Origin of the sequence: Trichococcus patagoniensis (genome assembly GCF_003051085.1) — a bacterium.
GTDB classification, from domain to species: domain Bacteria; phylum Bacillota; class Bacilli; order Lactobacillales; family Aerococcaceae; genus Trichococcus; species Trichococcus patagoniensis.
This window is the reverse complement of record NZ_QAOM01000011.1, coordinates 1-26846: the sequence shown is the minus strand read 5'-3', so window position 1 is coordinate 26846 and position 26846 is coordinate 1. Positions and strand designations below refer to the sequence as shown.

Annotated in this window: 23 protein-coding genes and 1 other annotated feature; of the genes, 22 read left to right on the top strand and 1 reads right to left on the bottom strand. The window is 47.2% G+C overall.

All coding sequences use genetic code 11. The annotated features are described in order from the left end of the window. Positions 1 to 39: 39 nt before the first annotated feature. The 22 genes from C8U37_RS08660 to rpoC all read left to right on the top strand — a co-directional run bounded on the left by C8U37_RS08660 (position 40) and on the right by rpoC (position 25420). A complete protein-coding gene (locus tag C8U37_RS08660) occupies positions 40 to 321 on the top strand; it encodes a hypothetical protein (protein WP_108032848.1) in 282 nt (93 codons plus the stop codon). A 434-nt stretch (positions 322 to 755) separates the two neighbouring features. Then, positions 756 to 2081 carry an electron transport complex subunit RsxC gene (gene rsxC, locus C8U37_RS08655; RefSeq protein ID WP_108032847.1) on the top strand — a complete coding sequence of 442 codons (1326 nt, stop codon included), beginning with the start codon at positions 756 to 758 and terminating at the stop codon, positions 2079 to 2081. Continuing rightward, positions 2078 to 3145, top strand: a complete 1068-nt coding sequence (locus C8U37_RS08650) for an RnfABCDGE type electron transport complex subunit D (protein ID WP_108032846.1) — start codon at positions 2078 to 2080, stop codon at positions 3143 to 3145. Before rsxC ends, C8U37_RS08650 begins: the two co-directional genes overlap by 4 nt. A 164-nt stretch (positions 3146 to 3309) precedes the next feature. Then, complete coding sequence (locus C8U37_RS08645; RefSeq protein WP_108032845.1) at positions 3310 to 3897, top strand: Gx transporter family protein; 588 nt, start codon at positions 3310 to 3312, stop codon at positions 3895 to 3897. 228 nt (positions 3898 to 4125) lie between these two features. Beyond that, on the top strand, positions 4126 to 5994 hold the full coding sequence (locus C8U37_RS08640; RefSeq protein ID WP_108032844.1) for an FAD-dependent oxidoreductase: 1869 nt from the start codon (positions 4126 to 4128) through the stop codon (positions 5992 to 5994). A 71-nt stretch (positions 5995 to 6065) separates the two neighbouring features. Beyond that, a complete protein-coding gene (locus C8U37_RS08635; protein WP_108032843.1) occupies positions 6066 to 6494 on the top strand; it encodes a NusG domain II-containing protein in 429 nt (142 codons plus the stop codon). 34 nt (positions 6495 to 6528) lie between these two features. Beyond that, positions 6529 to 7509: a polyprenyl synthetase family protein gene (locus C8U37_RS08630; protein ID WP_108032842.1), complete on the top strand. Its 981-nt coding sequence runs from the start codon at positions 6529 to 6531 to the stop codon at positions 7507 to 7509. Between the two features lie 210 nt (positions 7510 to 7719). After that, the gene (locus tag C8U37_RS08625) at positions 7720 to 8265 is read left to right on the top strand and encodes an FMN-binding protein (protein ID WP_108032841.1); all 546 of its coding nucleotides are present in this window, start codon (positions 7720 to 7722) and stop codon (positions 8263 to 8265) included. Positions 8266 to 8372: 107 nt separating this feature from the next. Then, complete coding sequence (locus tag C8U37_RS08620; RefSeq protein WP_108032840.1) at positions 8373 to 9440, top strand: FAD:protein FMN transferase; 1068 nt, start codon at positions 8373 to 8375, stop codon at positions 9438 to 9440. 11 nt (positions 9441 to 9451) lie between these two features. Then, positions 9452 to 10393, top strand: coding sequence for a 1,4-dihydroxy-2-naphthoate polyprenyltransferase (menA, locus tag C8U37_RS08615; protein WP_108032839.1), 942 nt, complete (start codon positions 9452 to 9454; stop codon positions 10391 to 10393). Then, positions 10390 to 10896: a GNAT family N-acetyltransferase gene (locus C8U37_RS08610; RefSeq protein WP_108032838.1), complete on the top strand. Its 507-nt coding sequence runs from the start codon at positions 10390 to 10392 to the stop codon at positions 10894 to 10896. The genes menA and C8U37_RS08610 overlap by 4 nt, the downstream gene beginning before the upstream one ends. 258 nt (positions 10897 to 11154) lie before the next feature. Beyond that, on the top strand, positions 11155 to 13329 hold the full coding sequence (locus C8U37_RS08605; RefSeq protein ID WP_108032837.1) for a PTS sugar transporter subunit IIABC: 2175 nt from the start codon (positions 11155 to 11157) through the stop codon (positions 13327 to 13329). 192 nt (positions 13330 to 13521) lie between these two features. After that, positions 13522 to 13674, top strand: coding sequence for a 50S ribosomal protein L33 (gene rpmG, locus C8U37_RS08600; protein ID WP_072763840.1), 153 nt, complete (start codon positions 13522 to 13524; stop codon positions 13672 to 13674). A gap of 35 nt (positions 13675 to 13709) precedes the next feature. After that, positions 13710 to 13880, top strand: coding sequence for a preprotein translocase subunit SecE (gene secE / locus C8U37_RS08595; RefSeq protein ID WP_086628826.1), 171 nt, complete (start codon positions 13710 to 13712; stop codon positions 13878 to 13880). A gap of 141 nt (positions 13881 to 14021) precedes the next feature. Then, positions 14022 to 14570 carry a transcription termination/antitermination protein NusG gene (gene nusG, locus C8U37_RS08590; protein WP_108032836.1) on the top strand — a complete coding sequence of 183 codons (549 nt, stop codon included), beginning with the start codon at positions 14022 to 14024 and terminating at the stop codon, positions 14568 to 14570. 127 nt (positions 14571 to 14697) lie between these two features. Continuing rightward, positions 14698 to 15123: a 50S ribosomal protein L11 gene (gene rplK / locus C8U37_RS08585; protein ID WP_068562458.1), complete on the top strand. Its 426-nt coding sequence runs from the start codon at positions 14698 to 14700 to the stop codon at positions 15121 to 15123. A 104-nt stretch (positions 15124 to 15227) separates the two neighbouring features. Next, a complete protein-coding gene (rplA, locus tag C8U37_RS08580) occupies positions 15228 to 15917 on the top strand; it encodes a 50S ribosomal protein L1 (protein ID WP_108032835.1) in 690 nt (229 codons plus the stop codon). Between the two features lie 40 nt (positions 15918 to 15957). Next, positions 15958 to 16084: a sequence feature (ribosomal protein L10 leader region), on the top strand. Between the two features lie 37 nt (positions 16085 to 16121). Further along, positions 16122 to 16622 (top strand): 50S ribosomal protein L10, encoded by a 501-nt coding sequence (rplJ, locus tag C8U37_RS08575; protein ID WP_108032834.1) that lies wholly within the window; start codon positions 16122 to 16124, stop codon positions 16620 to 16622. Between the two features lie 82 nt (positions 16623 to 16704). Further along, entirely contained in the window at positions 16705 to 17070 is a 366-nt protein-coding gene (gene rplL / locus C8U37_RS08570) for a 50S ribosomal protein L7/L12 (RefSeq protein WP_086986651.1), read from the top strand. A gap of 135 nt (positions 17071 to 17205) precedes the next feature. Further along, on the top strand, positions 17206 to 17814 hold the full coding sequence (locus tag C8U37_RS08565) for a class I SAM-dependent methyltransferase (RefSeq protein WP_108032833.1): 609 nt from the start codon (positions 17206 to 17208) through the stop codon (positions 17812 to 17814). 314 nt (positions 17815 to 18128) lie between these two features. Then, positions 18129 to 21656: a DNA-directed RNA polymerase subunit beta gene (gene rpoB, locus C8U37_RS08560; protein WP_170100234.1), complete on the top strand. Its 3528-nt coding sequence runs from the start codon at positions 18129 to 18131 to the stop codon at positions 21654 to 21656. A 119-nt stretch (positions 21657 to 21775) separates the two neighbouring features. Then, positions 21776 to 25420 (top strand): DNA-directed RNA polymerase subunit beta', encoded by a 3645-nt coding sequence (gene rpoC / locus C8U37_RS08555; protein ID WP_108032831.1) that lies wholly within the window; start codon positions 21776 to 21778, stop codon positions 25418 to 25420. A 251-nt stretch (positions 25421 to 25671) separates the two neighbouring features. Here the strand turns inward: rpoC and C8U37_RS08550 are convergent, their stop codons facing one another. After that, complete coding sequence (locus C8U37_RS08550; RefSeq protein WP_170100233.1) at positions 25672 to 26409, bottom strand: prepilin peptidase; 738 nt, start codon at positions 26407 to 26409, stop codon at positions 25672 to 25674. Positions 26410 to 26846: the final 437 nt, after the last annotated feature.

Here is a 26846-nt window from a genome sequence, read left to right as displayed (position 1 = left end):
GGTCATTCATGGCCGAGTAGTTCACGGCAGGAAGCACGCATGGTACTGTATAAAGCAGTCCAATCTTATGTTCCCGAGAAGGGCCTAAAGTTTGCGAGTTTCTACAAGTTAACCTTGAAGCATCACATTTTCAGTTTGATCAGGAAAGAAAGTGCATCGGGTTACTTTGAAAGTCTGTCTGATTTTGAGCAAGCTGTATTCATTCGTTTCCTGAACGGGTCGGATTTCCTGACTATTGCGGACGACTTGGATTGTGAAGTGACTTCCATTAAGAATGCTTATGATAGATGCCACCGAAAAATGAAACGTTTGTTGGAATGATATCTGAAAACTGCCTCGCCGGAAAAAATTCCGGTGGGGTATTTTTCTGGATAAATGACCAAATCATGTCTGTTTAGACCAAATTAAGGGTGGGGGCTAGAAACGTATGTTCAAATCCAGAGATAAAATAGGCGGGAGTTAGTATAATTCTCTGCCTTAAGTAAGGAAGCAGACGGAGGAATCCGTTAGGATGAAAATAATGAGAATGGAGAGGGCTATATGCAACAGCGTATGAACTATCTGGACGACCGGGAGCAGAGTTGAATTATATTTGTGTTTAAGTTAACATATAGATATAAGAAAGCGCTCCCAGCCCGAGCGGTGCGCGATGGAAGAATCAATTTGCTTGAATGGAAGAGTGTGTCACCATCAGTACTCCCCCCAAAAGGGCTGAACGTCCATCTTCAGCTTATCTGACAGAGAGGAGAATGTTTATGTTTTTTTCCATTAAAAGAACCCTGAAAGGCAGTCATCCTGATCCAGAAAAATCACGGACCGAAAATAAAGAAATCGAGGTAGCGTCTGTTCCGCGGACGTTAATATTTCCTTTGAATATGCACATCGGGGCTCCGGCGAAGCCTGTCGTAGCTGTTGGTGAAGCAGTCAAAGTAGGGACGTTGCTTGCCGCCGGAGCTGAAGGGGTATCGGCAAATGTGCACGCCTCCGTATCGGGAATCGTCACAGCCATCGAAAAGCGTTTGACCGTTAAAGGGCTGGCGGATTGTATTGTCATCAAGAATGATGAAGCCTACGAAACGGAATCCTGGCCGGGACATACTGAGGAATCTCTTACAAAAGAGGATATCCTGAAAGCGATCAAAGATGCAGGCATCGTCGGCATGGGCGGCGCCCAGTTCCCGACGCATATCAAGTACGCGGTCGAAAATCCGGACAGCATCCATACCCTGATCTTGAATGGGGCCGAATGTGAACCTTACGCTACAGCCGATGATCGGCTTATGAGGGAACACCCTCTGGAAATCCTGCAAGGCATGGCTCTGATCAAAAGATTGTTTCCGATAGAGCAGGCTGTTGTTGGGATTGAATCAAACAAACCGGAAGCGATCCTAAAAATGGAGGAAGCTGCAAAAGGATTCGACGACATCGTGATCCAGTCTTTGCCGGACCTTTATCCGCAAGGGGATGAGGAAACGCTCATTGTCACCGTTAGCGGGAAGCAAGTCCCTGCAGGCAAGCTGCCAAAAGATATCGGCGTCATCGTTTCGAATGTGGCGACTGCTTATGCTGTCCAGCAAGCCGTATACTCTGGCAATCCGCTCATCACAAGAGTAGTGACTGTGACAGGGACGCCTCTTAAAGAACCGAAAAATCTCTTGGTCCGTATCGGGACCCCTATCCAGTCGGTGTTGGACGACTGCGGAGGATTCGCTGCCATTCCCGGTGCAATCATCCATGGCGGTCCGATGATGGGCCGCGCCGTCGAAAAAACAGCCGTGCCGATAGTGAAAGGGACTTCCATCATCCTGACGCAAACGTTGGAAGAGGCCGGGATGGAAGAACGGATGCCTTGTATCCGCTGTGCCCAGTGCCTCGAAGTTTGTCCTGTCAAGTTACAGCCGGTCTTGATCAGTGAAGCGTATGAACGCGGAAATATCAAACGGGCAGAGGAGCTTGGCGCCATGGATTGTATCGAATGCGGAAATTGCAGCTATATCTGTCCATCGAAGATTCCTTTACTGGATCACATTCGAGGAGCTAAACAACGCATTCGTGAACAGCAGAAGGCAGGTGTGGAATGATGGAAAAGGCAAAATTACAAGAAGCAAAATTGATTGTCAACACATCTCCGCATATCCGGGCAAAGAACAGCTCGCAATGGATTATGCTGCAAGTGATCATCGCTCTCTTATTTCCGACGATCGCCGGAACTGTCATCTTCGGCCCGAAAGTGATTGCGTTTGTTGTGGTAGGGGCGGTAGCAGCCGCTCTTTCGGAATATGTGTACCAAAAATTGCTGGGTAAGCAGATAACCGTCAGTGATCTGAGCGCCGTCGTAACGGGTATGCTGATCGGATTGACGATGCCCTATGATGCCGGGCTGGGGACGACGGCACTGTTGTCGCTGTTGGCTATCGTTGTATTCAAGCAACTCTTCGGTGGTATCGGCCGCAACATCCTTAACCCGGCAGTGGCTGTCAGAATCGGCTATCTCTTGTTGCCTTGGTTCTGGATGGAACTTTTCCCTCAATATGATGTCATCACCACCGCTAGCTCCAAGACTGCTATTTTGGCTAAGTCAGTAACGACGGGGGCAACGGATGCAGTGGATGCTGTATCCAGTTCGACACCCCTTTACCATATCGGTGGGGGCGCCACGGCAGTGAAAGGTGGGTTGCCGGGCTTGCAGCAAATCTTCTTTGGCTATGATATGGGTGGTTACGGTGGGGCTGTCGGGGAAACTTGCAAATTCGCCATTTTGATTGCCTTGCTGTACTTGATTGTTCGTCGCATCGTCAATCCGAAGATTCCTTTGCTGTATTATGCTACTTGTGCTGTCATAGCGCTCGTGGCATCGGGATTTGACTTCGAATTCATGCTCTATCACCTGTTTACGGGAGCCATCATCTTCGGTGGGGCCTTCATGATCACCGATTATACGACGGGTGGGCTCACGCCTATGGGGCAGACGATTTTTGCTGTCGGTTGCGGTATCCTTACAATGGCATTCCGTTTCGGCAGTTATTCGCCAGGAGGAGTCGGTTTTGCGATTTTGATCATGAATCTGTTGATTCCAGTGATAGATCGTTTGACGGCACCGAAAATCGTTGGACACGAAAAACGACCGAAAGCTTTCAGAAGTTGAAGAGCTGAACGCTGTTTGCCTCCTCTATAAGCATTCAAACAGTCTGCCAAAAGAAATTTTTTGACAGGCTGTTTTTCTTTTCCCAAAAACAGGCCCTGAGTTCATTTCTTTGGCTCAATTGTGCTACACTTTAGGTATGAATTTTAAGAAGTTGGGACAAGACTATGAATAAAAATAAACGTTTGATCTATATTTCATTATTGGCGGCGCAGGGTGTGGTTATCACGATGCTGGAGCGGGCGATTCCGTTTCCGTTCGCGTTTGCACCGGGTGCGAAGTTGGGGTTGGCGAACATCATCACCTTGTTGGCGATCTTTACGCTGCCGTATAAGGACAGTCTGAAGGTCGTGTGGATGCGGTTGTTGATCTCGACGCTGTTGGGTGGGACGTTATCGACCTTCCTGTACAGTTTTGCGGGAGCTTTTTTGAGTTATGGTGGGATGCTTTTGGTCCGGCTTTTGGGTCCGAAGCGGGTCAGCATGATCGGCATCAGTGCAGCCGGCGGGATTCTGCACAATGTCGGCCAGTTGGCGATGGCGAGTCTGATCGCGCAATCGTTCAGTGTCATGCTATACTTACCAATCCTTTCTGTGACCGGCATCTTCTCGGGGATCGCGGTCGGGGTGGCGGCGAATTACTTGCTGGAGCACGTCTCGACGATCCGTCAGTTCCAATTGGAGGAGGCTGCCAAAAGCAAATTGACGCGAGCTTGGTATGAGGCTTCCTTGGTCTATCGGGAAGAGCATGACTAACGTTTTATTGCGGAGACATCTCCAATGCGAAAGGCTTTAAGCCTACGCGTGAGGAAGAAAACAAGGTGAAAAAGATGAAAATATGCTCATAGAAGAACTTTTTCATACTACTTCCAAGTTTTGCATGGACAATTATTCACAAATACACTATACTTATAAAAGTGGTTATTTTAAATAAGTGAATAGGCGCTGAGAGGCGCTGGACATAGAAAAAAAGGAGACTGCCAAATGAGTAAAAAGAATATTGTGGTTGTGGGAGCAGGTTTCGCCGGTGTGGCCGCCGCGAAGAAATTGTCCCGACATTTTAAGAAAAATCCGGATGTCCTGATCACCTTGATCGACAAACATTCCTACCAAACATACATGACCGAGTTGCATGAGGTGGCGGCGGGACGCGTGCAGCCCGATGCAATCCAATACGATCTGCAACGTCTGTTCAGCCGTAACCGGAATGTGGATATCATTACGGATGAAGTGACCCATGTGGATCGTGAAGCGAAAGTGGTCACGACAAGCAGCCACAGCTTCAACTATGACTATTTGATCCTGGCAATGGGTGGCGAGCCGAATACGTTCAACGTCCCGGGTGTAGATGAGAATGGTTTCACGATGTGGTCATGGGAAGATGCGAACAAAATTCGCCGTCATATCCAGGATACGGTCGAAGCAGCCTCAAATGAACACAATGATGAAAAACGCAAAGCGATGTTGACTGCTGTAGTCAGCGGAGCAGGTTTTACCGGTGTGGAACTTGTCGGTGACTTGATGGAGTGGAAAGACCAACTGGCTAGAGCCAATAAATTGGATCCCGCTGAATTCAGCCTTTATCTGGTTGAAGCTGCACCGCAGATTCTGGGTGTCGTTACCGAAAAGGAACAACAAAAAGCTGAGAAATACATGCGCAAGCAAGGCATCCAAATCATCAAAGGCAATGGGGTCGCGAACGTTCAAAAGGATAGCGTTGAGTTGTCTGATGGAACGGTCATTCCGACACATACACTGATTTGGACGGCAGGCGTAAAAGCCAACACGGATGCAGCGGCTTATGGCATCGAGCAAGCAAGAGCGGGCCGTTTGGTAGCCAATAAATACATGGAAGCGAAAGATTCCGAAGGCGTCTATCTGGCAGGGGACTTGGTCTACTACGAAGAGCCTGACAAAAACAACGCGCCAGTACCGCAAATTGTGCAATCCGCGGAACAAACGGGTCACACCGCCGCAGCCAACATCATCGCCTCGATCGAAGGCACTGAGAAACACGAGCACAAGGGCACATATCAAGGCTTCATGATTTCGATCGGTTCCCGTTATGGCGTTGCCTACTTGATGGATAAAATCCATTTGAGCGGCTTCTTCGCGATGCTGGTGAAGCACATCGTGAATTTGTTCTACTTCATGACGATTGGTTCAGGTTATTATTTCGTGCAATACATTTATCATGAATTCTTCCATATCAAAGAAAAACGCAACATCTTCCGTGGTCACTTGTCCCGTTTGGGTAATGTTCTTTGGGCATTGCCGCTGCGGGTCTTCTACGGCAGCATGTGGACGTGGGAAGCGGTCAAGAAGATCTACGGCTTGTATGGCACGACTTCTTGGTTCGGTGATGAGGTTGTCCTGCCGTTCGCTTGGCTGAAGGAAGCGACAACCGGTGCCTCCGAGGCAGTAGCCGAAACGGTCAGCCATCCGGTATTCGGTTTGAGTTATGCCTACGGGGAAGAGCCGATGATGGTCTTCAAAGAAGCGCCTGAGTGGTTCAACAGCATCATGAAGCTCATGATCCCGAATGTGGAAATGGCCTTGTTCTTCCAGAAATTCATGACGATCGTCGAGTTGCTGATCGGTTTGGCGATCATCGCGGGCTTGTTCACTTTCTTGGCGAATGCCGCAACGATCGCATTGGTGGTCTCGTTCGCCTTGTCCGGTATGTTCTATTGGGTGAACATGTGGTTCGTTCCTGTGGCCATCGCTTTGATGAATGGTTCAGGCAGAGCCTTCGGTTTGGACTATTATGTGATTCCGTGGATCCACAAGAAACTTGACAACTGGTGGTATGGTAAGACAAAATCAATCTATAGACCGGGTGTCGGTCAATAATAACGATCTAACAGGGTTAAGGTGGGGAGACTTGCCTTAGCCCTTTTCTTTTCAGAAGAGAGGGACGGGAAATGAGAAAATACCTGAAAATGATCCGCAGAGGCGATCTGCTCATCATCCTTTTTTTGATGGCGGCTTCCTTCCTGCCGTTGGGGGTCTTCTCCTATCATCAAGCCAACGCTGAGAGCGCGGATAACATTGCAGTCATCAGCGTGGATGGCAATGTGGTGAAGGAATTTGTCCTGAAGGATGACGGCAAAACGGAGACGTATGTCTTCCATGACGATCATGGGCATGAGAACGTGATCGTGCGGGAAGGGGACCAAATCCGGATGACTTCCGCCGATTGTGACGATCAATTGTGTGTGCGCATGGGCGCGAAGGATGGGATCGGGGAGACAATCATGTGTCTGCCGAACCGCGTGCTGGTGGAAGTGCGGGGTTCCCAAGGGACGACCCCTGACGATGAAGATGAAGAGGCCCTCGACATCATCTCCTGACAAATACTTAAGGGCAGAACAAAAGGAGTTCAGTATGAAAATTCATTCGATGTGGGACCAGTATCCGCTGTTGCAAGCGGAATTGGTCGCCACCAATGAGCTGTTGGAAAAAAACATAACACTCAAAAATCAAGCGGTCAGGGAAGCGATACTGTCGCGGCTGCTCTCGGGCGGGAAAATGCTGCGGCCGGCCTATTGCCTATTGTTTTCGTACTATTCCCCGCAACGGGATGCGGAACGGGCGCAGGCGATCGCGGCTGCTGTGGAGCTGCTGCATACGGCGACGTTGATGCATGATGACGTGATCGATGAAGCCGGCACTCGCCGAGGCCAGGCGACGATGAACCGGGCATTCGGCAATCAGATTGCCGTCTATTCGGGGGATTACCTCTTCACGGTCTGCTTCCGCTTGTTGTCCGATTATGCCGGCGATGCGGCTGTGCTGAAGATCGACACGAACGGGATGGAAAGCATCCTGATTGGCGAGCTGAACCAGATGGATATGCGCTACAATCCGAACATGCGCATGCGCGATTATTTGCGGCAGATCCAAGGCAAGACGGCCCAACTCTTCGCCTTGAGCTGCTATGCCGGTGCCTATGGATCGGATGAGGACGAGAAGTTGGCCCAGCTGGCTTATCGGATCGGCCACAATATCGGCATGGCCTTCCAGGTCATGGATGATGTATTGGATTACACGCAGGACGATAAGACCTTGGGTAAGCCGGCTCTGAGCGACTTCCGCAACGGCATCTATACGGCGCCTGTGCTGTACGCGATGCAGGTCGATCACAAATCCTTCGAATCCTATATCGCCAAAGGGGCGGATGTGACCGCTGAGGAGCTCGCGGAGATCCATGATTTGGTGGAACGCTATGGCGGTAATCGCGCTGCACAGGCCTTGGCCAAAAAGTACACGACGAAAGCGCTGAAGCTGATCAAAAAATTGCCGAACCATCCCGTAAAGGAAACGCTAACGAAATTAACTGAGCAATTGCTTTATCGCAATATGTAGCAAAGCTCCCGCTACGCGTTATGTGGATTGATAGCATTCCATTCCCAGAAAAAACATTAGAAAATAATGGTTTTTTGTTAAATATAAGGATTTTATTTGGCTAAAGATGTAACAAATGGTATGATAAGTAAGTGGGAAGATATAGGGGGCTTGTGATTGGTATCACATATCTGACCGCTATCATAATAAAAGAACAGGGTGGGATAGATTATGGAATTTAAGAAAACTTTATCTACGGCAACTCTTTTGCTGGCATCAACTTTCGTATTAGCAGCGTGCGGCGGTGCCGATACAGACACTGAAGCTGAATCGTCAGAAATGGCTTCGTCCGAAGTTATGGTTGAGTCTTCTTCCGAAGCAACTTCAGAAGCAATGGGCGAATTGCAGGACGGCACGTACACATTGGTCGAAAAGAACTTCGACACACGCGGTTGGAAAACTGAATTCTCGATCACTGTCGTTGACGGAATGATTACAGAATCAACTTTCGAGAACGTGAATGAAGCTGGCGAGAAGAAATCCGAAGATGCAGCATATCAAGAAAACATGGTAGCTAAAGCTGGCGTTGGCCCGGCTGATTACTTCCCTCAATTGAACGCTCAATTGGTTGAAAAACAAGATCCGGCAGCGGTGGAAGTCGTTACCGGCGCTACTAGCTCTTACGATACTTTCAAAGAGTACGCTCCTATGTTGGTCGAAGCAGCGCAAGCTGGCGACACAACAACAATCGAAATCGACAACGTAGTCGAAGAATAAGCCGCTTTTCTGGTGTATTCGGAAACAAAAAAGATTATCATAGACAGGTAGGGACAGCGTTCTTGTTCCTGCCTGTCTTTTTTTAAATGCAGATATGGGGTGGATTGATGAAGAAATATATGAGTAAGACCGGAGCCGCGGGGCTGGTGCTGTTCTCTTTGTTGTTTGCTGGTTGCGGTAACGCGGCGGTGGATGAGGAAACGGCTGTGCGGAAAGAACCGTATGAGAAAACAGAATTTCTGATGGGGACCTATGTGACGGTGCGTGTCTATGACGAAGGCAAAGAATTCGTTCTGGAGGAAGCATTCGACCGCGTTGAGGATTTGGCCGACAAAATCACCGTGAATGAACCCGGATCGGAAGTTGATGCGGTCAATGCCGCGGCCGGTGTGGAAGCCATCCAGTTATCCGAGGATGTCTATCCGCTGGTGCGGAGCGCTTGGGACTACAGCGAAGCGTCCGACGGGAATTTTGATCTGGCGATCGGGCCGATCACAGAGTTGTGGCATATCGGTTTCGAGGATGCCAGAAAACCTGAGCAAAGCGAAATCGATGCGGCACTGACGCTGGTCGATTACGAGCGCGTCGTGCTGGATGATTCTGCGCAGACCGTCCAGTTGGCGGATGCAGGCATGCTGTTGGACCTCGGCGCCATCGCCAAGGGCTACATTACCGACCAAGTGAAGCAGCTGCTGGTGGAGGAGGGTGTGACGACTGCCATCATCGACCTTGGCGGCAACGTCTATGTGCTGGGCGGTTCGCCGTTACGTGAAGGGGAGTCCTGGAACGTAGGCATCCAGGATCCGTTGGCGGCGCGTGGGGAGACGATCGGCAAAACGAAGCAAAAAGACCGTTCGATTGTGACGTCAGGAATCTATGAGCGCTACATCGAAGTGGACGGCGTCAGCTACCACCATCTGATGGATCCGGAAACAGGCTATCCGTTCGACAATGACATCGCCGGCGTTTCAATCATTTCCGATAAATCGATCGATGGGGATGCGCTCTCGACGCTTGTCTTCGGACTCGGGATGGAAGCGGGCCTGGCCTACGTCAACGAACGCGAGGATATCGAAGCGGTTTTTGTCACAAAGGACAAAAACGTCTACGTTTCGGACGGTTTGGCGGATAATTTTGAACTGACGAACGACGATTACATTTGGGAAAATGAGTAGGAGTGAATGAGATGAATGTACCTGTATTTTTGGAATTTGTGGAAATCAAGACCAAGTTGGCCAGCCTGTTTCCGTTTGTGCTGGGAACCTTGTTTACGCTCTACCATTTCGGCAGCATCAATGCGCTGAACACGATTTTGTTCTTCATTGCCATGGTCGTTTTTGACATGGCGACGACGGCCATCAACAACACGATGGACTATGTGAAAGCGAAAAACCTGGTTTACCGCGACGAAGAAAACATCCTCGGAAAAGCTGGGATTTCCGTCAAGCAGGCTGCGACGATCATCGTTTCGATGATCGCATTTGCGGCGCTGCTCGGGTTGATACTGGCGGCCAGGACCAATCTATTGCTGCTGGTAATTGGGGCGCTCTGCTTTGCGATCGGGATCCTGTATACATTCGGCCCGTTTCCGATCTCAAGGATGCCTCTTGGGGAAGTCGCGTCGGGACTGACGATGGGCTTCGGCATCTTCTTCATCGCCGTGTTCGTGAACGTTCCGGCCGGGACGTTGGCGTCGCTGCTGTTGAAGTGGCCGAACTTTACGTTGGCGGGGAACATCGCCAATCTGCTGGTTATCTTGTTGCAGTCGGCTCCGCTTGTGTTCACCATCGCCAACATCATGCTGGCGAACAATATCTGCGATCATGAAACGGACATTTCCAATCACCGCTACACGTTGACTTTCTACATCGGCAAGCCGGTTGCTGTACGCCTGTATGCTTGGTTGTACTATGGGGCATTCGCTGCCACGACAATTTCGGTGCTGTTCGGGATCTATCCGGTCTGGATGCTGTTCATTTGGGCGATCTTCCCGATCATCCAGCGCAATATCAACCGCTTCAAAGCCAAACAAGATAAAGCAACGACATTCAACTTGGCGATCAAAAATCTGATCCTCTATCACGGGTTGGAGATCATCCTGCTGATTGTGTCGCTAATCCTGAAATGATCACCATCAGAGACGGAGCCCCTGCGGATGAGTTTTTCCTGAAGGAAATGACTTATCAGGCGATCTATTCGCCCAAAGGCGGGGGCTTTTTGCCGAGGAAAATATTGGAAGAGCCTGCGATCCGGCGCTACTATGCGGACTTCGGCAGAGAAGGCGATTTGGCATTCGTAGCGCTGTCCGATGGTGAAGCGGTCGGAGCGGTGTGGATCCGTTTCGCGACGGCTGAATCAAAAGGTTACGGTTTCGTCCGCGAAGACGTACCGGAGCTCACACTTGCCGTGCTGCCGGCTTTCCGCGGGTGTGGCATCGGCACAGCGCTGCTGGAGCAGATGCTGACTTGGTTGCAGGCGACGGGTGTGGTGGCGGTCTCTTTGAGTGTGAGCCGTTCCAATCCGGTGCGCAAACTATACGAGCGGAAAGGATTCCGCATCGTGAAAAAGCAACGGAATTCTTGCACGATGTTGGTCGAATTGACATGCCTATACAAGGGAACGTTTTCATGAAGGGTTCATTAAGAAAGCCTTTGAAATTGTGTCGAAAATGTTACTTCTTGCTTTTAATGAAAGCGCAGTTGCGTTATAATGTCTAAGGTTTCGAAGTGAATCATCTTACGGAATCTCCATTTGTTGATCAATATAGCGCTATGTTCATTCCCTGCATTTTCCGTCCGCTTAAATAAAGAGAACGAGGTCAGTTGCGATTGGAGCGGGTCCGCCTGTTCCGCAGCGTAATTTTCCTTGTCCGTATTTGGAGGATTAAAAATGAAGGACAAACTTTTTGGTGTTTTACAGCGTGTTGGCCGTTCGTTCATGTTGCCGATCGCTATTTTACCAGTAGCCGGACTCTTTTTGGGTATCGGTGGGTCATTTACTAATGCTACGACACTAGAAACATATGGTTTAACGGAACTGATGGGTCAAGGGACATTCATTTATGATGTATTGAATGTAATGAACCAGGCTGGATCGGTTGTCTTTGGGAACTTGCCGTTGATCTTTGCTGTCGGCTGTGCCATCGGTATGGCAAAAGCTGAGAAAGCGACTGCATCTTTGGCGGCTGTCATTGCCTTCCTGATCATGCATTCATCCATCGGCGCTATGATCGTAGCCCGTGGCGGTGCAGATCAGTTTATCGAAGGATCCATCACGAATGTGTTGGGTATTGAGTCATTACAAATGGGTGTTTTTGGAGGTATGATCGTCGGTTTGGGTGTTGCTGCACTTCATAATCGCTTTTATAAAATTCAATTACCAGCTGCTCTTTCATTCTTTGAAGGCACTCGTTTTGTTCCGATCATTTCATCGATCGTCTACTTGTTCGTAGGTATCCTGATGGTCTTCATCTGGCCGCCAGTGCAAGAAGGCATCAATGCGATCGGTGCTTTGGTTCAAGGTTCTGGTTACGCCGGAACTTGGTTGTACGGATTCATGGAACGTGCGTTGATTCCGTTCGGTCTGCACCACGTATTCTACTTGCCGTTCTGGCAAACAGCAGTGGGCGGAACGATGGAAGTCGGCGGAAAAATGGTCGAAGGTGCACAAAACATCTTCTTCGCGCAATTGGCTGATCCTGACACAACTGTCTTCAGCGTTGCGGCTACCCGCTTTATGTCGGGTAAATTCCCGTTGATGATCTTCGGCTTGCCTGGTGCTGCTTTAGCGATGTATCGCACAGCCAAACCAGAAAAAAGAAAAGAAGCCGGCGGACTTTTGTTGTCTGCTGCATTGACTTCCATGCTTACTGGTATCACTGAGCCGTTGGAATTCACGTTCTTGTTTGTAGCTACACCCTTATATATCATCCACGCTGCTTTGGCCGGTGTTGCTTACATGCTGATGCATATGTTCAGCGTAGGTGTCGGCATGACTTTCTCAGGCGGATTCATCGATATGTTCTTGTACGGTATCCTGCAAGGGAATGCCAAAACGAACTGGATCTGGATCGTCGTCATCGGTCTTGTTTACTTCGTAGTCTACTACTTCCTGTTCTCGTTCTTGATCAAGAAGTTCAACTACAAGACTCCAGGTCGTGAAGATGATTCGACTGAAGTGAAATTGTATACACGTGCCGACATGAATGCGAAAGCGCAAGAAGGCGCTGCAGACATTTCATCGGTCGTGAAAAACGAAACGGATGAAATGTCCGCTTCCATCATTTATGGTCTGGGCGGCGCAGCGAACATCGTGGACGTCGACAGCTGTGCGACACGTCTGCGTACAACTGTAGCAAACGGAGATTTGGTTGATGCAGAATTACTGAAGGGCACGGGAGCATCCGGCGTCATCCATAAAGGAAATGGCGTTCAAGTTGTTTACGGACCGAAAGTTTCTAATATCAAATCAAACCTGGAAGAATTCATCGACAGCGGCAGTGCCGCAAAATTGCCTTCCAAAGAGGACTACTATGGTCTGAAGGCTGTCGAAAAAACAGAAGCAAAAGCTGAAGTAACACCAGCAGCACCTGCTGCTGAAGCAAAAGCGACAGTTGCCACTACTTTGCGTTCGCCTATCGCTGGTATCGCCATTCCATTGACGCAAGTGGATGATGCTGCCTTCGCTAGTGAAGCATTGGGTAAAGGGATCGCAATCGAACCTGCAGTCGGTGAAGTTGTTTCACCGATCAACGGTAAAGTCGTCATGGTTTTCGACACGAAGCATGCTATCGGTCTTGAATCTGACGAAGGTGTTGAAATTTTGATCCATATCGGATTGGATACAGTCAATCTGAAAGGTGAAGGGTTCACTACCTATGTTAAGGCTGGAGATTTTGTTGAAGTGGGAGACAAATTGGTTGATTTCGATATCGACTTCATCAAAGCTTCCGGTTACAAGACAACTACTCCTATCGTAATCACAAACACTTTCAATTACAAAAATATTGAAGTTGTTGCTGAAGGTACTGTAGATCTTGGCGATGCAATCGTTACAGTTCAATAAGAAATAAGATTCAACGCGGATAAGGTAATGCAGAAATGAATAGCGCAACAAAAAGGTTTCCGGTCTCAGATCCGGAGGCCTTTTTGTATTTTTGGGCGCATCCATAAAAATAAAAGGGTTGACTATTTGGGACAGGCGCTCTAATATTAGCTTGTATTGTGTACACAAATAGAGAGAAAATAGGTGAGCGACATGGCTATCAGAAAAGCCGCATTAGCCTGTACCGTATGTGGATCAAGGAACTACACCATCACACCTACTGAAAAAGGTCGTACAGAACGTTTGGAAGTCAAGAAATTTTGCCGGTACTGCGGAAAGCATACCTTGCACAAAGAAACGAAATAAAGACGAAACTGGCAACATATAGTAGGAGGATAAGCATGAAATTTCTGAAGAGCGTAGCGGATGAAATGAAGCAAGTGACTTGGCCGACTGGTAAGGAATTAGCAAAATATACAAATACGGTAGTCGTTACAACCATTCTATTCGGAATATTTTTTGCCGCAGTAGATTTTGGGATCACAGAGGCAATGGATTTAATCTTAAATTAAAAGAAGATTTGTAGCCATACGGTCTTCGTGATGCTATAATGTTAACGCCGTACAGAAGGAACCTTTCAACGACAGGAAGGTTTTTTTGTTTACAAAGAAACGAAGCCAAATAAAAATCCACCAAGAAAGAAGATGCGAAAAATGGAAACGATCGAAAATGAAAAACAATGGTATGTGTTGCACACTTATTCAGGCTATGAAAACAAAGTGAAGCTGAACATCGAATCGCGTGCGCAAAGCATGAATATGGAAGACCATATCTTCCGCGTTGTCATTCCGGAAGAAGAGCAAGTGGAAGTGAAGGATGGCAAAGAGAAAGCCACTACGCAAAAAACCTTCCCTGGTTATGTATTGGTTGAAATGATCATGTCTGATGAGGCGTGGTTCGTTGTCCGTAATACACCGGGCGTTACCGGTTTCGTCGGATCGCATGGAGCGGGAAGCAAGCCGTCCCCTTTATTGAATGAAGAAATCGAAGTCATTCTGAAGCGCATGGGCATGAGCACGCGCATGCATGACGTGAAATTCGAAAAAGGCGAGCCTGTCACCATCACCGATGGCGCATTCAATGGCTTGTCAGGGTTCGTGGAAGAAGTGGACAGCGAAAAAGGCAAGTTGAAAGTCATGATCGAAATGTTCGGCCGCGAAACAATTGCCGAGCTCGATTACGACCAAGTGGACAAAGGCTAAAAAAACTATTGCATTAATTTGGGTGTACTGATATAATATATCGGTACGTTCAGGCGTATGGATTGAGTGGGAGGGGAAATCTTAACCCCATTAAACCACATCACGAACAATCAAGGAGGTATGTCTCGTGGCTAAAAAAGTTGTTAAATTAGTTAAGTTACAAATTCCTGCAGGTAAAGCATCTCCTGCTCCACCAGTAGGTCCAGCTTTGGGTCAAGCACAAGTAAACATCATGGGATTCTGTAAAGAATTCAATGCACGTACAGCTGACCAAGCAGGTATGATCATTCCCGTTGTCATTTCTGTATATGAAGATCGTTCATTCACCTTCATTACTAAAACTCCTCCAGCTCCAGTATTACTGAAAAAAGCTGCAGGTATCGAATCAGGTTCAGGCGAACCGAACAAGAAAAAAGTTGGTACCGTAACACGTGACCAAGTTAAAGAAATCGCTGAAACAAAAATGGTAGACTTAAATGCAGCAGACGTAGAAGCTGCTATGCGTATGGTCGAAGGTACTGCCCGTTCAATGGGTATTACAGTTCAAGACTAATTCAAAAGGCAGCTTCTCATGTGGCCTTCCGAACGCTCGTTAGACGTTTTTGGCCACACGTGGGAGGTTAATCCGTTAAAACCACAATCTAGGAGGAAAATTCAATGGCTAAAAAAAGTAAAAAATTCCAAGATGCTGCCAAAAAAGTGGATTCTACTAAATCATATTCAGTAGAAGAAGCAGTAGCATTAGCGAAAGAAGTCGATTTTGCAAAATTCGACGCAACTGTTGAGGTCGCTTACCGTTTAGGGATCGACACTCGTAAAAATGATCAACAAATCCGTGGAGCAGTCGTGCTTCCAAACGGAACTGGTAAAACACAACGCGTATTAGTATTCGCTAAAGGCGAAAAAGCTAAAGAAGCTGAAGCTGCTGGTGCAGACTACGTAGGCGACGCAGACATGGTTCAAAAAATCCAAGGCGGATGGTTTGACTTTGATGTTGTCGTTGCAACTCCTGACATGATGGGTGAAGTTGGACGTTTGGGTCGTGTATTGGGACCTAAAGGCTTGATGCCAAACCCTAAAACAGGTACTGTAACTATGGACGTAACGAAAGCTATTGACGAAATCAAAGCTGGTAAAGTTACATACCGTGCTGACAAAGCTGGTAACATCCACGTTCCTATCGGTAAAGTATCATTCGACGATGCTAAATTGTTGGAAAACTTCCGTACGATCAACGATGTAATCGTGAAAGCTAAACCAGCAACTGCTAAAGGCCAATACGTTAAAAATGTAAGTGTAACAACTACATTTGGACCTGGCGTTAAAGTGGACGCAAGCTCTTTATAAAAAAACCTTGACCTGAACGACTATCTTTGGTATAGTCGTTGAGGTTAATATATGCTTACCGAAGACAGCAGGGGGTGCGAGCCTTAATATACCTGCCGAGGAAGAATCCAATGAGATATTTATGGATCCTCTATGTCTAGGTGACATAGAGTTTTTTGTTTTTACAAGAAATTCTATCATAAAATCCAGGGGGTGAAATATAAGATGAGTGAAGCTGCTATTGCAAAAAAACAACTGTTGGTTGAAGAACTGACAACAAAAATCCAAGAATCCGCATCTGTAGTCGTTGTTGATTATTTAGGTCTTACTGTTGAACAGGTGACTGAATTAAGAAAACAATTGCGTGAAGCTGGCGTAGAAATGAAAGTTATCAAAAACTCTCTAATGATACGTGCTGCTGTCGCTGCAGGTTTGGAAGGAATGGAAAGCATTTTCAAAGGACCTACTGCTGTTGCATTCAGTTCTGAAGATGTTGTTGCTCCAGCCAAAATTATGGCTGAATTCGCAAAAACTGCTGAAAAACTAGAAATCAAAGGTGGTATCGTTGAAGGGAACGTTTCTTCTAAAGAAGAAATCGAAGCTTTGGCAAAACTACCAAACCGCGAAGGTATGCTTTCTATGTTACTTTCAGTACTACAAGCTCCAGTCCGCAACTTTGCGTTGGCTATTAAAGCTGTATCCGAAAAAGACGGCGAAGCTGCATAATCTGCAGTTCTGTTGAAGAATCAAACAAAAGCTTCCCTCGGGAGGCGCAAAAAAACTAAAACCAAAAACGGAGGAACACAAAATGTCATTAAACATCGAAGCAATCATTGCTGACATCAAAGTAGCAACAGTTCTAGAATTAAACGACTTAGTAAAAGCTATCGAAGAAGAATTCGGCGTAACAGCTGCAGCTCCAGTAGCAGCAGCAGGTGCAGTAGCAGCAGCTGAAGAAGAGCAAACTGAATTCAACGTTGAATTAACTTCAACTGGCGATTCAAAAATCAAAGTAATCAAAGTTGTACGTGAAGCTACAGGCCTAGGCTTGAAAGAAGCTAAAGCTCTAGTTGACGGCGCTCCTGGCGTTATCAAAGAAGCTGTATCTAAAGAAGATGCTGAAGCATTGAAAGCTCAATTAGAAGAAGTTGGCGCTTCTGTAACAATTAAATAATCTTTTTTCAAAAGATTGTTTCTACAGAAACACAATTCTTGATTGTGTAAATAGACTAGCCAGGATAAGCAATTATCCTGGCTTTTCTTATATTTTCCGTGCAGTATCGGACTTCCGTCAGAAGGAGTTGGAAATATGTCAAATCATTACTACGCAAAGAACCCTGAAACCGAAAGCAAGGAAACTTCCTGGACGTTTCCATTGAGGGGTCGTGAGTTCCGTTTCATCTCGGACAGCGGCGTCTTCTCCAAAAGAACGGTCGACTTCGGTTCGCACTTATTGATCGAAAGCTTCCACTTGAATGAGGAAGTGGCCGGGGATATCCTGGATGTCGGCTGCGGTTACGGTCCGATGGGGCTTGCGCTCGCGTATGCTTATCCTGCCAGACTGGTGGAGATGGTGGACGTAAACGAGCGGGCTTTGTCTTTGGCACGCAGAAATGCGGAAGCCAACAACATCCGCAATGTGAAAGTCTACGAATCGAATACTTATGACCAAGTGCCGCAAGGAAGGCAATTCGCTGCAATCGTCAGCAATCCGCCGATCCGCGCCGGGAAACAGGTCGTCCATCGCATCCTGTCGGAAGCACACACGCATCTCTTGTCGGGTGGCACGTTGACTGTGGTCATCCAAAAGAAGCAAGGCGCGCCGAGTGCGGAGCAGAAAATGCTGGATGTCTTCGGGAATGTCGAAGTCATCGCACGCGACAAAGGGTATTGGATCATCCAATCAGTCAAGGCTTAATGCGCGTCCCGGATCGCTCCGGATACGGGCAGAAGGCTATTGACAAATGAAAGCCATGTGTGTAGAATAGTAAGGTAATATAGACGCATAAGATAATTCAGAAAACGCGACTGAAATATTGTCCAGACGCGCTTTTCGAGGCAGAAAACAAAAGAAAGAGTAATTTTCTCAGAAATTGCAACCTTCTTTTGGTTTTTTTTTGCCAAAAAAACGTTGCGGAATGTATATGTAACAAAAACGTAACACTTGTTGCGAAAATGCAACATAAGAGTGTGTTGTCGCTAAAGGTCTAAATTTAAGTAGGGGTGAAGAAGTTGTTAGGGCATAATGAAAAATTCGGGAAACAACGTACCCGCAGAAGTTATTCGCGTATCAGTGAAGTGTTAGAGCTTCCTAACCTGATTGAGATTCAATCGGATTCTTATGAATGGTTCCTGGAAACCGGGATCAAAGAGATGTTCAAGGACATCACGCCGATCGAAGATCACACAGGGAACTTAGCATTGGAATTTGTCGATTATGAATTCCATGATCCAAAATACACTGTTTCAGAAGCACGTGCACATGATGCCAACTACTCGGCACCGATTTATGTAAAACTGCGTTTGATCAACAAAGAAACAGGTGAAATCAAAGACCAGGAAGTTTTCTTTGGGGATTTCCCATTAATGACAGACATGGGTACCTTCATCATCAACGGAGCGGAACGTGTTATCGTCTCCCAGTTGGTTCGTTCTCCAGGCGTTTATTTCCATAAAAAGATGGACAAAAACGGAAAAGAAAGTTTCGGAAACACATTGATTCCTAACCGTGGCGCATGGTTGGAATATGAGACGGATGCGAAAGACATCTCTTACGTCCGTATCGACCGTACCAGAAAAATCCCGTTGACCGTTTTGGTCCGCGCATTGGGCTTCGGTTCGGATGACCAGATTCTTGAAATCTTCGGCGACCACGAAAGCTTACGTTTGACTATGGAAAAAGACGTGCATAAAAACGCATCGGACTCCAGAACAGAAGAAGCGTTGAAAGACGTCTACGAGAGACTTCGTCCAGGCGAACCGAAAACGGCCGACAGCTCGCGTAACTTGCTGAATGCCCGTTTCTTCGACCCAAGAAGATATGACATGGCTCCGGTTGGACGCTATAAAGTAAATAAAAAATTGAATGTCAAAACACGCTTGTACAACCAGATATTGGCTGAAACATTGGTCGATCCTGAAACAGGTGAAATCATCGCAGAAAAAGGGACCGAATTGGACCGCGGCATGATGGAACGCTTAACGTCTTATTTGGATAACGGCTTGAACCAAGTGACGTTGTATCCTTCTGATGATGGCGTTGTGACTGATCCTGTCGTTATGCAGGTAGTGAAAGTCTACTCTAAGAAAGACCCTGAGAAAGTCATCAACATCATCGGAAATTCCGAAATTGCTGACGATATCAAACATCTGACGACTGCCGACATCTTTGCTTCCATGAACTACTTCTTCAACCTTACTGAAGGATTGGGAACAACGGATGACATCGACCATTTGGGTAACAGACGTATCCGTTCAGTCGGAGAGTTGTTGCAGAACCAATTCCGCATCGGTTTGTCACGGATGGAGCGTGTCGTGCGCGAAAGAATGTCCATCCAGGATGTTTCTACCGTAACGCCGCAACAATTGATCAACATCCGCCCGGTAGTGGCTGCAATCAAAGAATTCTTTGGTTCTTCCCAATTGTCACAGTTTATGGACCAAACGAATCCATTGGGCGAATTGACGCACAAACGTCGTCTTTCAGCCTTAGGACCCGGCGGTTTGACGCGGGACCGTGCCGGATATGAAGTCCGAGACGTTCACTATTCCCACTATGGCCGTATGTGTCCGATCGAAACGCCTGAGGGCCCGAATATCGGACTGATCAACAGCTTGTCCAGTTACGCAAAAATCAACAAATATGGCTTCATTGAAACGCCATACCGTCGTGTCGACTGGAACACGCACAAAGTTACCAATATCATCGACTACTTGACCGCTGACGAAGAAGATAACTTCACCGTTGCGCAAGCCAACTCGGTCCTATTGGAAGACGGAAGCTTCGCCAATAATATCGTCATGGCCCGTTATATCCATGACAACTTGGAAGTTCCGATCGAACGCGTCGATTACATGGACGTTTCTCCAAAACAAGTAGTTGCTGTCGCGACAGCCTGCATTCCGTTCTTGGAAAACGATGACTCCAACCGTGCTTTGATGGGTGCCAACATGCAACGTCAAGCTGTTCCGTTGATCAACCCGCAAGCACCGTTTGTCGGTACCGGAATGGAATACAAAGCCGCTCATGACTCAGGTGCAGCCCTGTTGTGCCAGAATGATGGTGTGGTTGAATACGTGGATGCCAAAGAAATCCGTGTCCGTCGCGACAATGGCGCTTTGGATAAATACGAAATCATCAAGTTCCAACGTTCCAACTCAGGAACTTGCTATAACCAACGTCCGATCGTAGCTTTGGGAGACCGTGTCGATGTCGGCGAGACATTAGCGGATGGCCCATCTATGGAAAAAGGCGAAATGGCTCTTGGACAGAACGTTTTGGTTGCCTTCATGACTTGGGAAGGTTACAACTACGAAGATGCTGTTATCATGAACGAACGTCTTGTGCGTGATGATGTGTACACTTCTATCCATATCGAAGAATATGAATCAGAAGCACGTGATACGAAGCTTGGACCTGAAGAAATCACCCGCGAATTGCCTAACGTCGGCGAAGATGCTTTGAAAGATCTTGACGAGCGCGGCATCATCCGCATCGGTGCGGAAGTCAAAGACGGGGATATCCTGGTCGGTAAAGTCACTCCTAAAGGGATGACGGAACTGTCTGCGGAAGAGCGTCTGTTGCATGCCATCTTCGGTGAAAAAGCGCGCGAAGTGCGCGATACATCGCTACGTGTTCCTCACGGCGGCGGCGGTATCGTCCACGATGTGAAGATCTTTACCCGTGAAGCAGGGGATGAATTGTCACCTGGTGTGAATCTGTTGGTGCGTGTCTATATCGTTCAAAAACGTAAGATCAACGAAGGGGATAAAATGGCCGGACGTCATGGTAACAAAGGGGTTGTGTCCCGTATCATGCCTGAAGAAGATATGCCATACATGCCAGACGGCACTCCTGTTGACATCATGTTGAACCCTCTAGGGGTACCATCGCGTATGAACATCGGACAAGTATTGGAACTTCACTTAGGTATGGCTGCCCGTTCATTAGGCATCTACGTCGCATCTCCAGTATTCGATGGAGCGGATGAAGATGACGTTTGGGGTACGGTGGCTGAAGCCGGTATGGCGAACGATGCCAAAACGATCCTTTATGATGGCCGTACAGGTCAACCGTTCGATAACCGTGTATCAGTCGGCGTCATGTACTATCTGAAACTGTCCCACATGGTCGATGATAAATTGCATGCTCGTTCAACTGGACCATACTCTTTAGTTACGCAACAACCGTTGGGTGGTAAAGCTCAGTTCGGTGGACAACGTTTCGGAGAGATGGAAGTTTGGGCACTGGAAGCTTATGGTGCTGCCTATACATTGCAAGAAATCTTGACATACAAATCAGATGATGTTGTCGGTCGTGTGAAAACATACGAAGCGATCGTCAAAGGCGAAACAATTCCTCGTCCAGGTGTACCTGAATCATTCCGCGTATTGGTGAAAGAATTGCAAGCACTCGGATTGGATATGAAAGTGCTTGATGAAGCAGAAGAAGAAATCGAATTGCGCGACATGGATGAAGAAGACGATGTTGTGAATATGGAAAGATTAAATAAACAATCTGAAGCAATGAAGAGAGACTGATTCGTGTTCCCGGACGCTGCTGAGGCGTTCGGGTGCATGTTTGATCAAAGCGCATTGCCTCACGAGAAACGCAGATAGAGCATTTTGGGCAGCTCAAAGAATAAAGGGAGGTTGGCCCCTTGATAGACGTTAATAAATTTGAAAGTATGCAAATCTCTTTGGCTTCTCCTGATAAGATCCGTAGCTGGTCTTACGGGGAAGTTAAAAAACCAGAAACAATCAACTACAGAACACTGAAACCTGAAAAAGAAGGTTTGTTCTGTGAGAGAATTTTTGGACCGCAAAAGGACTGGAAATGTTCATGTGGTAAATACAATGGTATCCGTTACAAAGGCATCGTTTGCGATCGCTGTGGCGTTGAAGTAACCCGCGCTAAGGTCCGTCGTGAAAGAATGGGCCATATCGAATTGGCTGCTCCTGTAACCCATGTATGGTACTTCAAAGGGATTCCTAGCCGTATGGGACTTGTATTGGATATGAGCCCGCGCGCATTGGAAGAAATCATTTACTTCGCTTCATACGTTGTCATCGAACCAGGTGACACTGTGTTGGAATCGAAGCAGTTGCTGACGGAAAGAGAATACCGTGACAAACGGGCGCAATTCGGAAACAGTTTCCATGCGGCCATGGGAGCGGAAGCAATCAAGCAATTGCTTGATCGTGTGGATGTCGATACTGAATGTGAACAATTAAAAGAAGACTTGAAATCCGCGACTGGACAAAAACGTACGCGTGCGATCCGTCGTTTGGACATCTTGGATGCTTTCCGTTCTTCAGGAAACAAACCTAGCTGGATGATCATGGATGTAATCCCGGTAATCCCTCCAGATTTGCGTCCGATGGTTCAATTGGAAGGCGGCCGTTTCGCAACAAGTGACTTGAACGACCTTTACCGTCGTGTCATAAACCGTAACAACCGTCTGAAACGTTTGTTGGACTTGAATGCACCGAACATCATCGTTCAGAATGAAAAACGTATGCTGCAGGAAGCAGTCGATGCTTTGATCGATAACGGTCGTCGCGGCCGTCCTGTAACAGGACCAGGTAACCGTCCGTTGAAATCACTTTCGCACATGTTGAAAGGGAAACAAGGACGTTTCCGTCAAAACTTGCTGGGTAAACGTGTTGACTACTCCGGACGTTCCGTAATCGTAGTTGGACCTTTCCTGAAAATGTATCAATGCGGATTGCCGAAAGAAATGGCGATCGAGTTGTTCAAACCGTTCTTGATGAAAGAATTGGTTGCCCGTGACATCGCAAGCAACATCAAAAATGCAAAACGCAAAATCGACCGTATGGACGATGATGTATGGGATGTATTGGAAGATGTCATCAGAGAACATCCAGTATTGCTGAACCGCGCACCGACGCTTCACCGTTTGGGTATCCAAGCTTTTGAACCGGTACTTGTCGAAGGTAAAGCAATCCGTCTTCACCCGTTGGTATGTGAAGCCTACAATGCCGATTTCGATGGTGACCAAATGGCCGTCCACGTACCGCTGGGCGAAGAAGCACAAGCAGAAGCGCGTCTATTGATGCTGGCTGCACAGAACATCTTGAATCCGAAAGATGGCAAACCAGTCGTAACACCATCCCAGGATATGGTCTTGGGTAACTATTACCTGACTCTGGAAGAAATAAATAAAGTCGGCGAAGGAATGATCTTCTCGAATGCGGAAGAAGCTGGCCTGGCTTATGAAGGTGGCTTTGTCCATCTGCATACAAGAGTAGCGATCAGCACGCTTTCGTTGCCTAAGAAACCATGGACAGAATGGCAAAGAGGCCGTCTGTTGGTAACGACAGTCGGTAAGATCTTCTTCAACGAAATCATGCCTGATGAATTCCCGTACCTGAATGAACCTACCCAATTCAACTTGGACGTTGCGACTCCGGATAAATATTTTGCCGAACCCGGCGAAGATATTCCAGCGTTCATCAAAAAACAAGAAATTGTCGGACCGTTCAAGAAGAAATACCTTGGGAACATCATTGCTGCCGTATTCAAGAAGTTCCAAGTAACGGAAACTTCGAAGATGCTGGACAAAATGAAGGACCTAGGTTACAAAATCTCGACTCGTGCAGGTATCACCGTAGGGATCGCCGATATCTTGGTATTGGAATCCAAAGCGGAAATTCTGGATAGAGCCCACAAAAAAGTCGATAATATCATGAAACAATTCCGTCGTGGTCTGATCACTGATGATGAAAGATACACCAGTGTCATCATGACATGGAACATGGCGAAGGACGAAATCCAAGTCGAGCTGATGAAGACATTGGGACAAGAAAACCCGATCTTCATGATGAGTGATTCCGGAGCCCGTGGTAACATCTCCAACTTTACCCAGTTGGCGGGTATGCGTGGTCTGATGGCTGCTCCAAACGGTAAGATCATGGAATTGCCGATCACTTCGAACTTCCGTGAAGGACTAAGCGTTTTGGAAATGTTTATCTCTACCCATGGAGCTCGTAAAGGGATGACCGATACAGCCTTGAAGACAGCCGATTCAGGTTACCTGACTCGTCGTTTGGTTGACGTGGCGCAAGATGTCATCATCCGTGAAGACGATTGCGGAACCGATCGTGGTCTGATAGTCCGTTCCATCCGAGAAGGCAATGAAGTCATTGAGGACTTGGAAGAGCGTCTGATTGGCCGTTATACTCAAAAAACAGTTATCCATCCTGAGAACGGCAAAGTTCTTGCTGTGCATAACCAATTGATCACAGAAGATATGGCGAAAGAAATCATTGATGCCGGTATCGAAGAAGTGACGATCCGTTCCGTATTCACATGCCACACAAGACACGGCGTCTGCAAACGTTGCTACGGCCGCAACTTGGCTACTGGTTCAAATGTTGAGGTCGGTGAAGCAGTCGGTACGATCGCTGCCCAATCCATCGGTGAACCAGGTACCCAATTGACCATGCGTACATTCCATACGGGTGGGGTTGCCGGAGACGATATCACACAAGGTTTGCCGCGTATCCAAGAAATCTTTGAAGCGCGTAATCCGAAAGGGCAAGCTATCATCACAGAAGTTACCGGGGAAGTTGTCTCCATCGATGAAAGTGCGTCCGATCGTTCCAAAGAAGTAACAGTCAAAGGTATCACGGATACAAGAACGTATACCATCCCTTACACTGCACGTACGAAAGTGGCTGAAGGCGACATCGTTCACCGTGGTGATCCATTGACTGAAGGATCCATCGAGCCTAAGAGCTTGTTGCGCGTCCGTGACGTACTGTCTGTTGAGACTTACTTGCTCCGCGAAGTTCAGAAAGTATACCGTATGCAAGGGGTAGAAATCGGCGACAAGCATATCGAAGTTATGGTCCGTCAAATGTTGCGTAAAGTCCGCGTTATGGATCCGGGTTCAACAGATATCCTGCCAGGTACACTGATGGATATCTCAGATTTCGAAGACCGTAACCGTTCTGTCATCAACGCTGGGGAAGTTCCAGCAACAGCCCGTCCAGTCCTGTTGGGGATCACAAAAGCGTCCTTGGAAACAAACAGCTTCTTGTCTGCTGCTTCCTTCCAAGAAACGACTCGTGTCTTGACGGATGCTGCGATCCGCGGCAAGAAAGATTCCTTATTGGGTCTTAAAGAGAATGTTATCATCGGTAAGATCATCCCTGCTGGTACAGGTATGGCCCGCTACCGTAAGATGGAGCCGAAAGCCGTCGAAGCCGAAAGTGAGAGCGTCTATAGCATCACTGACACAGCCGAAACTGGTTCAAACCTATCTGACTACAGAGGATAAAACAAAAAACGTCCCGGAAAAGCAAATTGCTTTTCCGGGACGTTTTTTGGTTTTAGTTTGGATTTGGTGGCGGAATTCCCCGCGAAAATGGGTTTGGCGGGGGAACTCAAGTTGTCCGCGGACATTTTTCCCCGCCAAGGTGGTTTTGACGGGTTTTCTGACTGTGATTTGAACTGATTTTCCCCGTCAACAATGTTTTGACGGGTTATTTCTGAGCATGAATGCAATTCCCAAATAGTATCAAAGAGGCATCAACGGATTAAAAGCATCTGTGCGAAGTGCACCACAACAGCAGACGCGGCGAGGAAGGGACCGAAAGGCAATCTGCGCTGCAAGGAGCTGCCTTTCGCCATGTGGGTGTGCAGAAAATAGGAACCTGCGGAGAAACTGGCTAATAGAATGATGAACAAGGTGGGTTCCAACCCGAAAGTGAGGCTCAAGATCGAAAGCAGTTTGACATCTCCGCCCCCGATCCCGTCAGGAAGAGAGAGACTTGTGAAAAACAACAAAGAAAAAATCACGAAGAAACTGATGAAGGCTCCCAGCCAATCCGCCACCGGAAGGACGGCTTGGCGAAACAAGACACCAAACAGCAATAAAAGCTGAAAGCGATCGGGAATCAACAGATAGAGATAGTCGGCGATCGATATGACCAGCAGCAGCGAGAACACAAAAGCGAGAGCAGCCAACTGCCAAAGATCTGTTGCGTAGAAATAATAGAGCAGACACGCCACGAAACCAGAAATGATTTCCGAAGTGAAGTACATTGCATCTATTTTTGTGGAGCAGTACGCACACTTCCCGCGGTGGGACACGTAAGAAAAAATCGGAAAAAGATCTTTGGTCTGCAGCGTATGCTGACAATGGATGCAGTGGGAACGTGTGGTGGTGAAGTTTTCTTTGATGGGGATGCGCGTTCCCAGGACGGTGAAAAAAGATCCGAAAATGGCTCCGAAATAAAAGATGGATACATAAGCAACGATGGTCAAAACAATTCCTCCTTGACGAACAAACTGACTATAATATCCGCAACTAGTCTGTGGAATCTTTTTGTCTGCGGATTCGGAAAACATTTGATAGCCCATTTTCAAAAACATTCCTTTTATTGTTGACAGGGCGTCCGTCAGATGGTAGACTGTTTAAGTTGTCAAATTAATCTTTTGTCCCGATAAAAAATAGTTGTTGACAGATGATTCTGAATTTGATAATATATAAGAGTTGCTACTGCAGTTCGAAAACGTTTAAAATATCTTAAAAAATATTTTAAAAAGACGTTGACAACGAGCTGGTCAAGTGGTATTATAAATAAGCAATCACGTAACACGTGATACACGATTGACCTTTGAAAACTGAATAAAGAATGAACGAACCAAATGTGCAAGGAGCTTAGACTTCGGTCGAAGCAAACGAAGACGATACTTTGTAT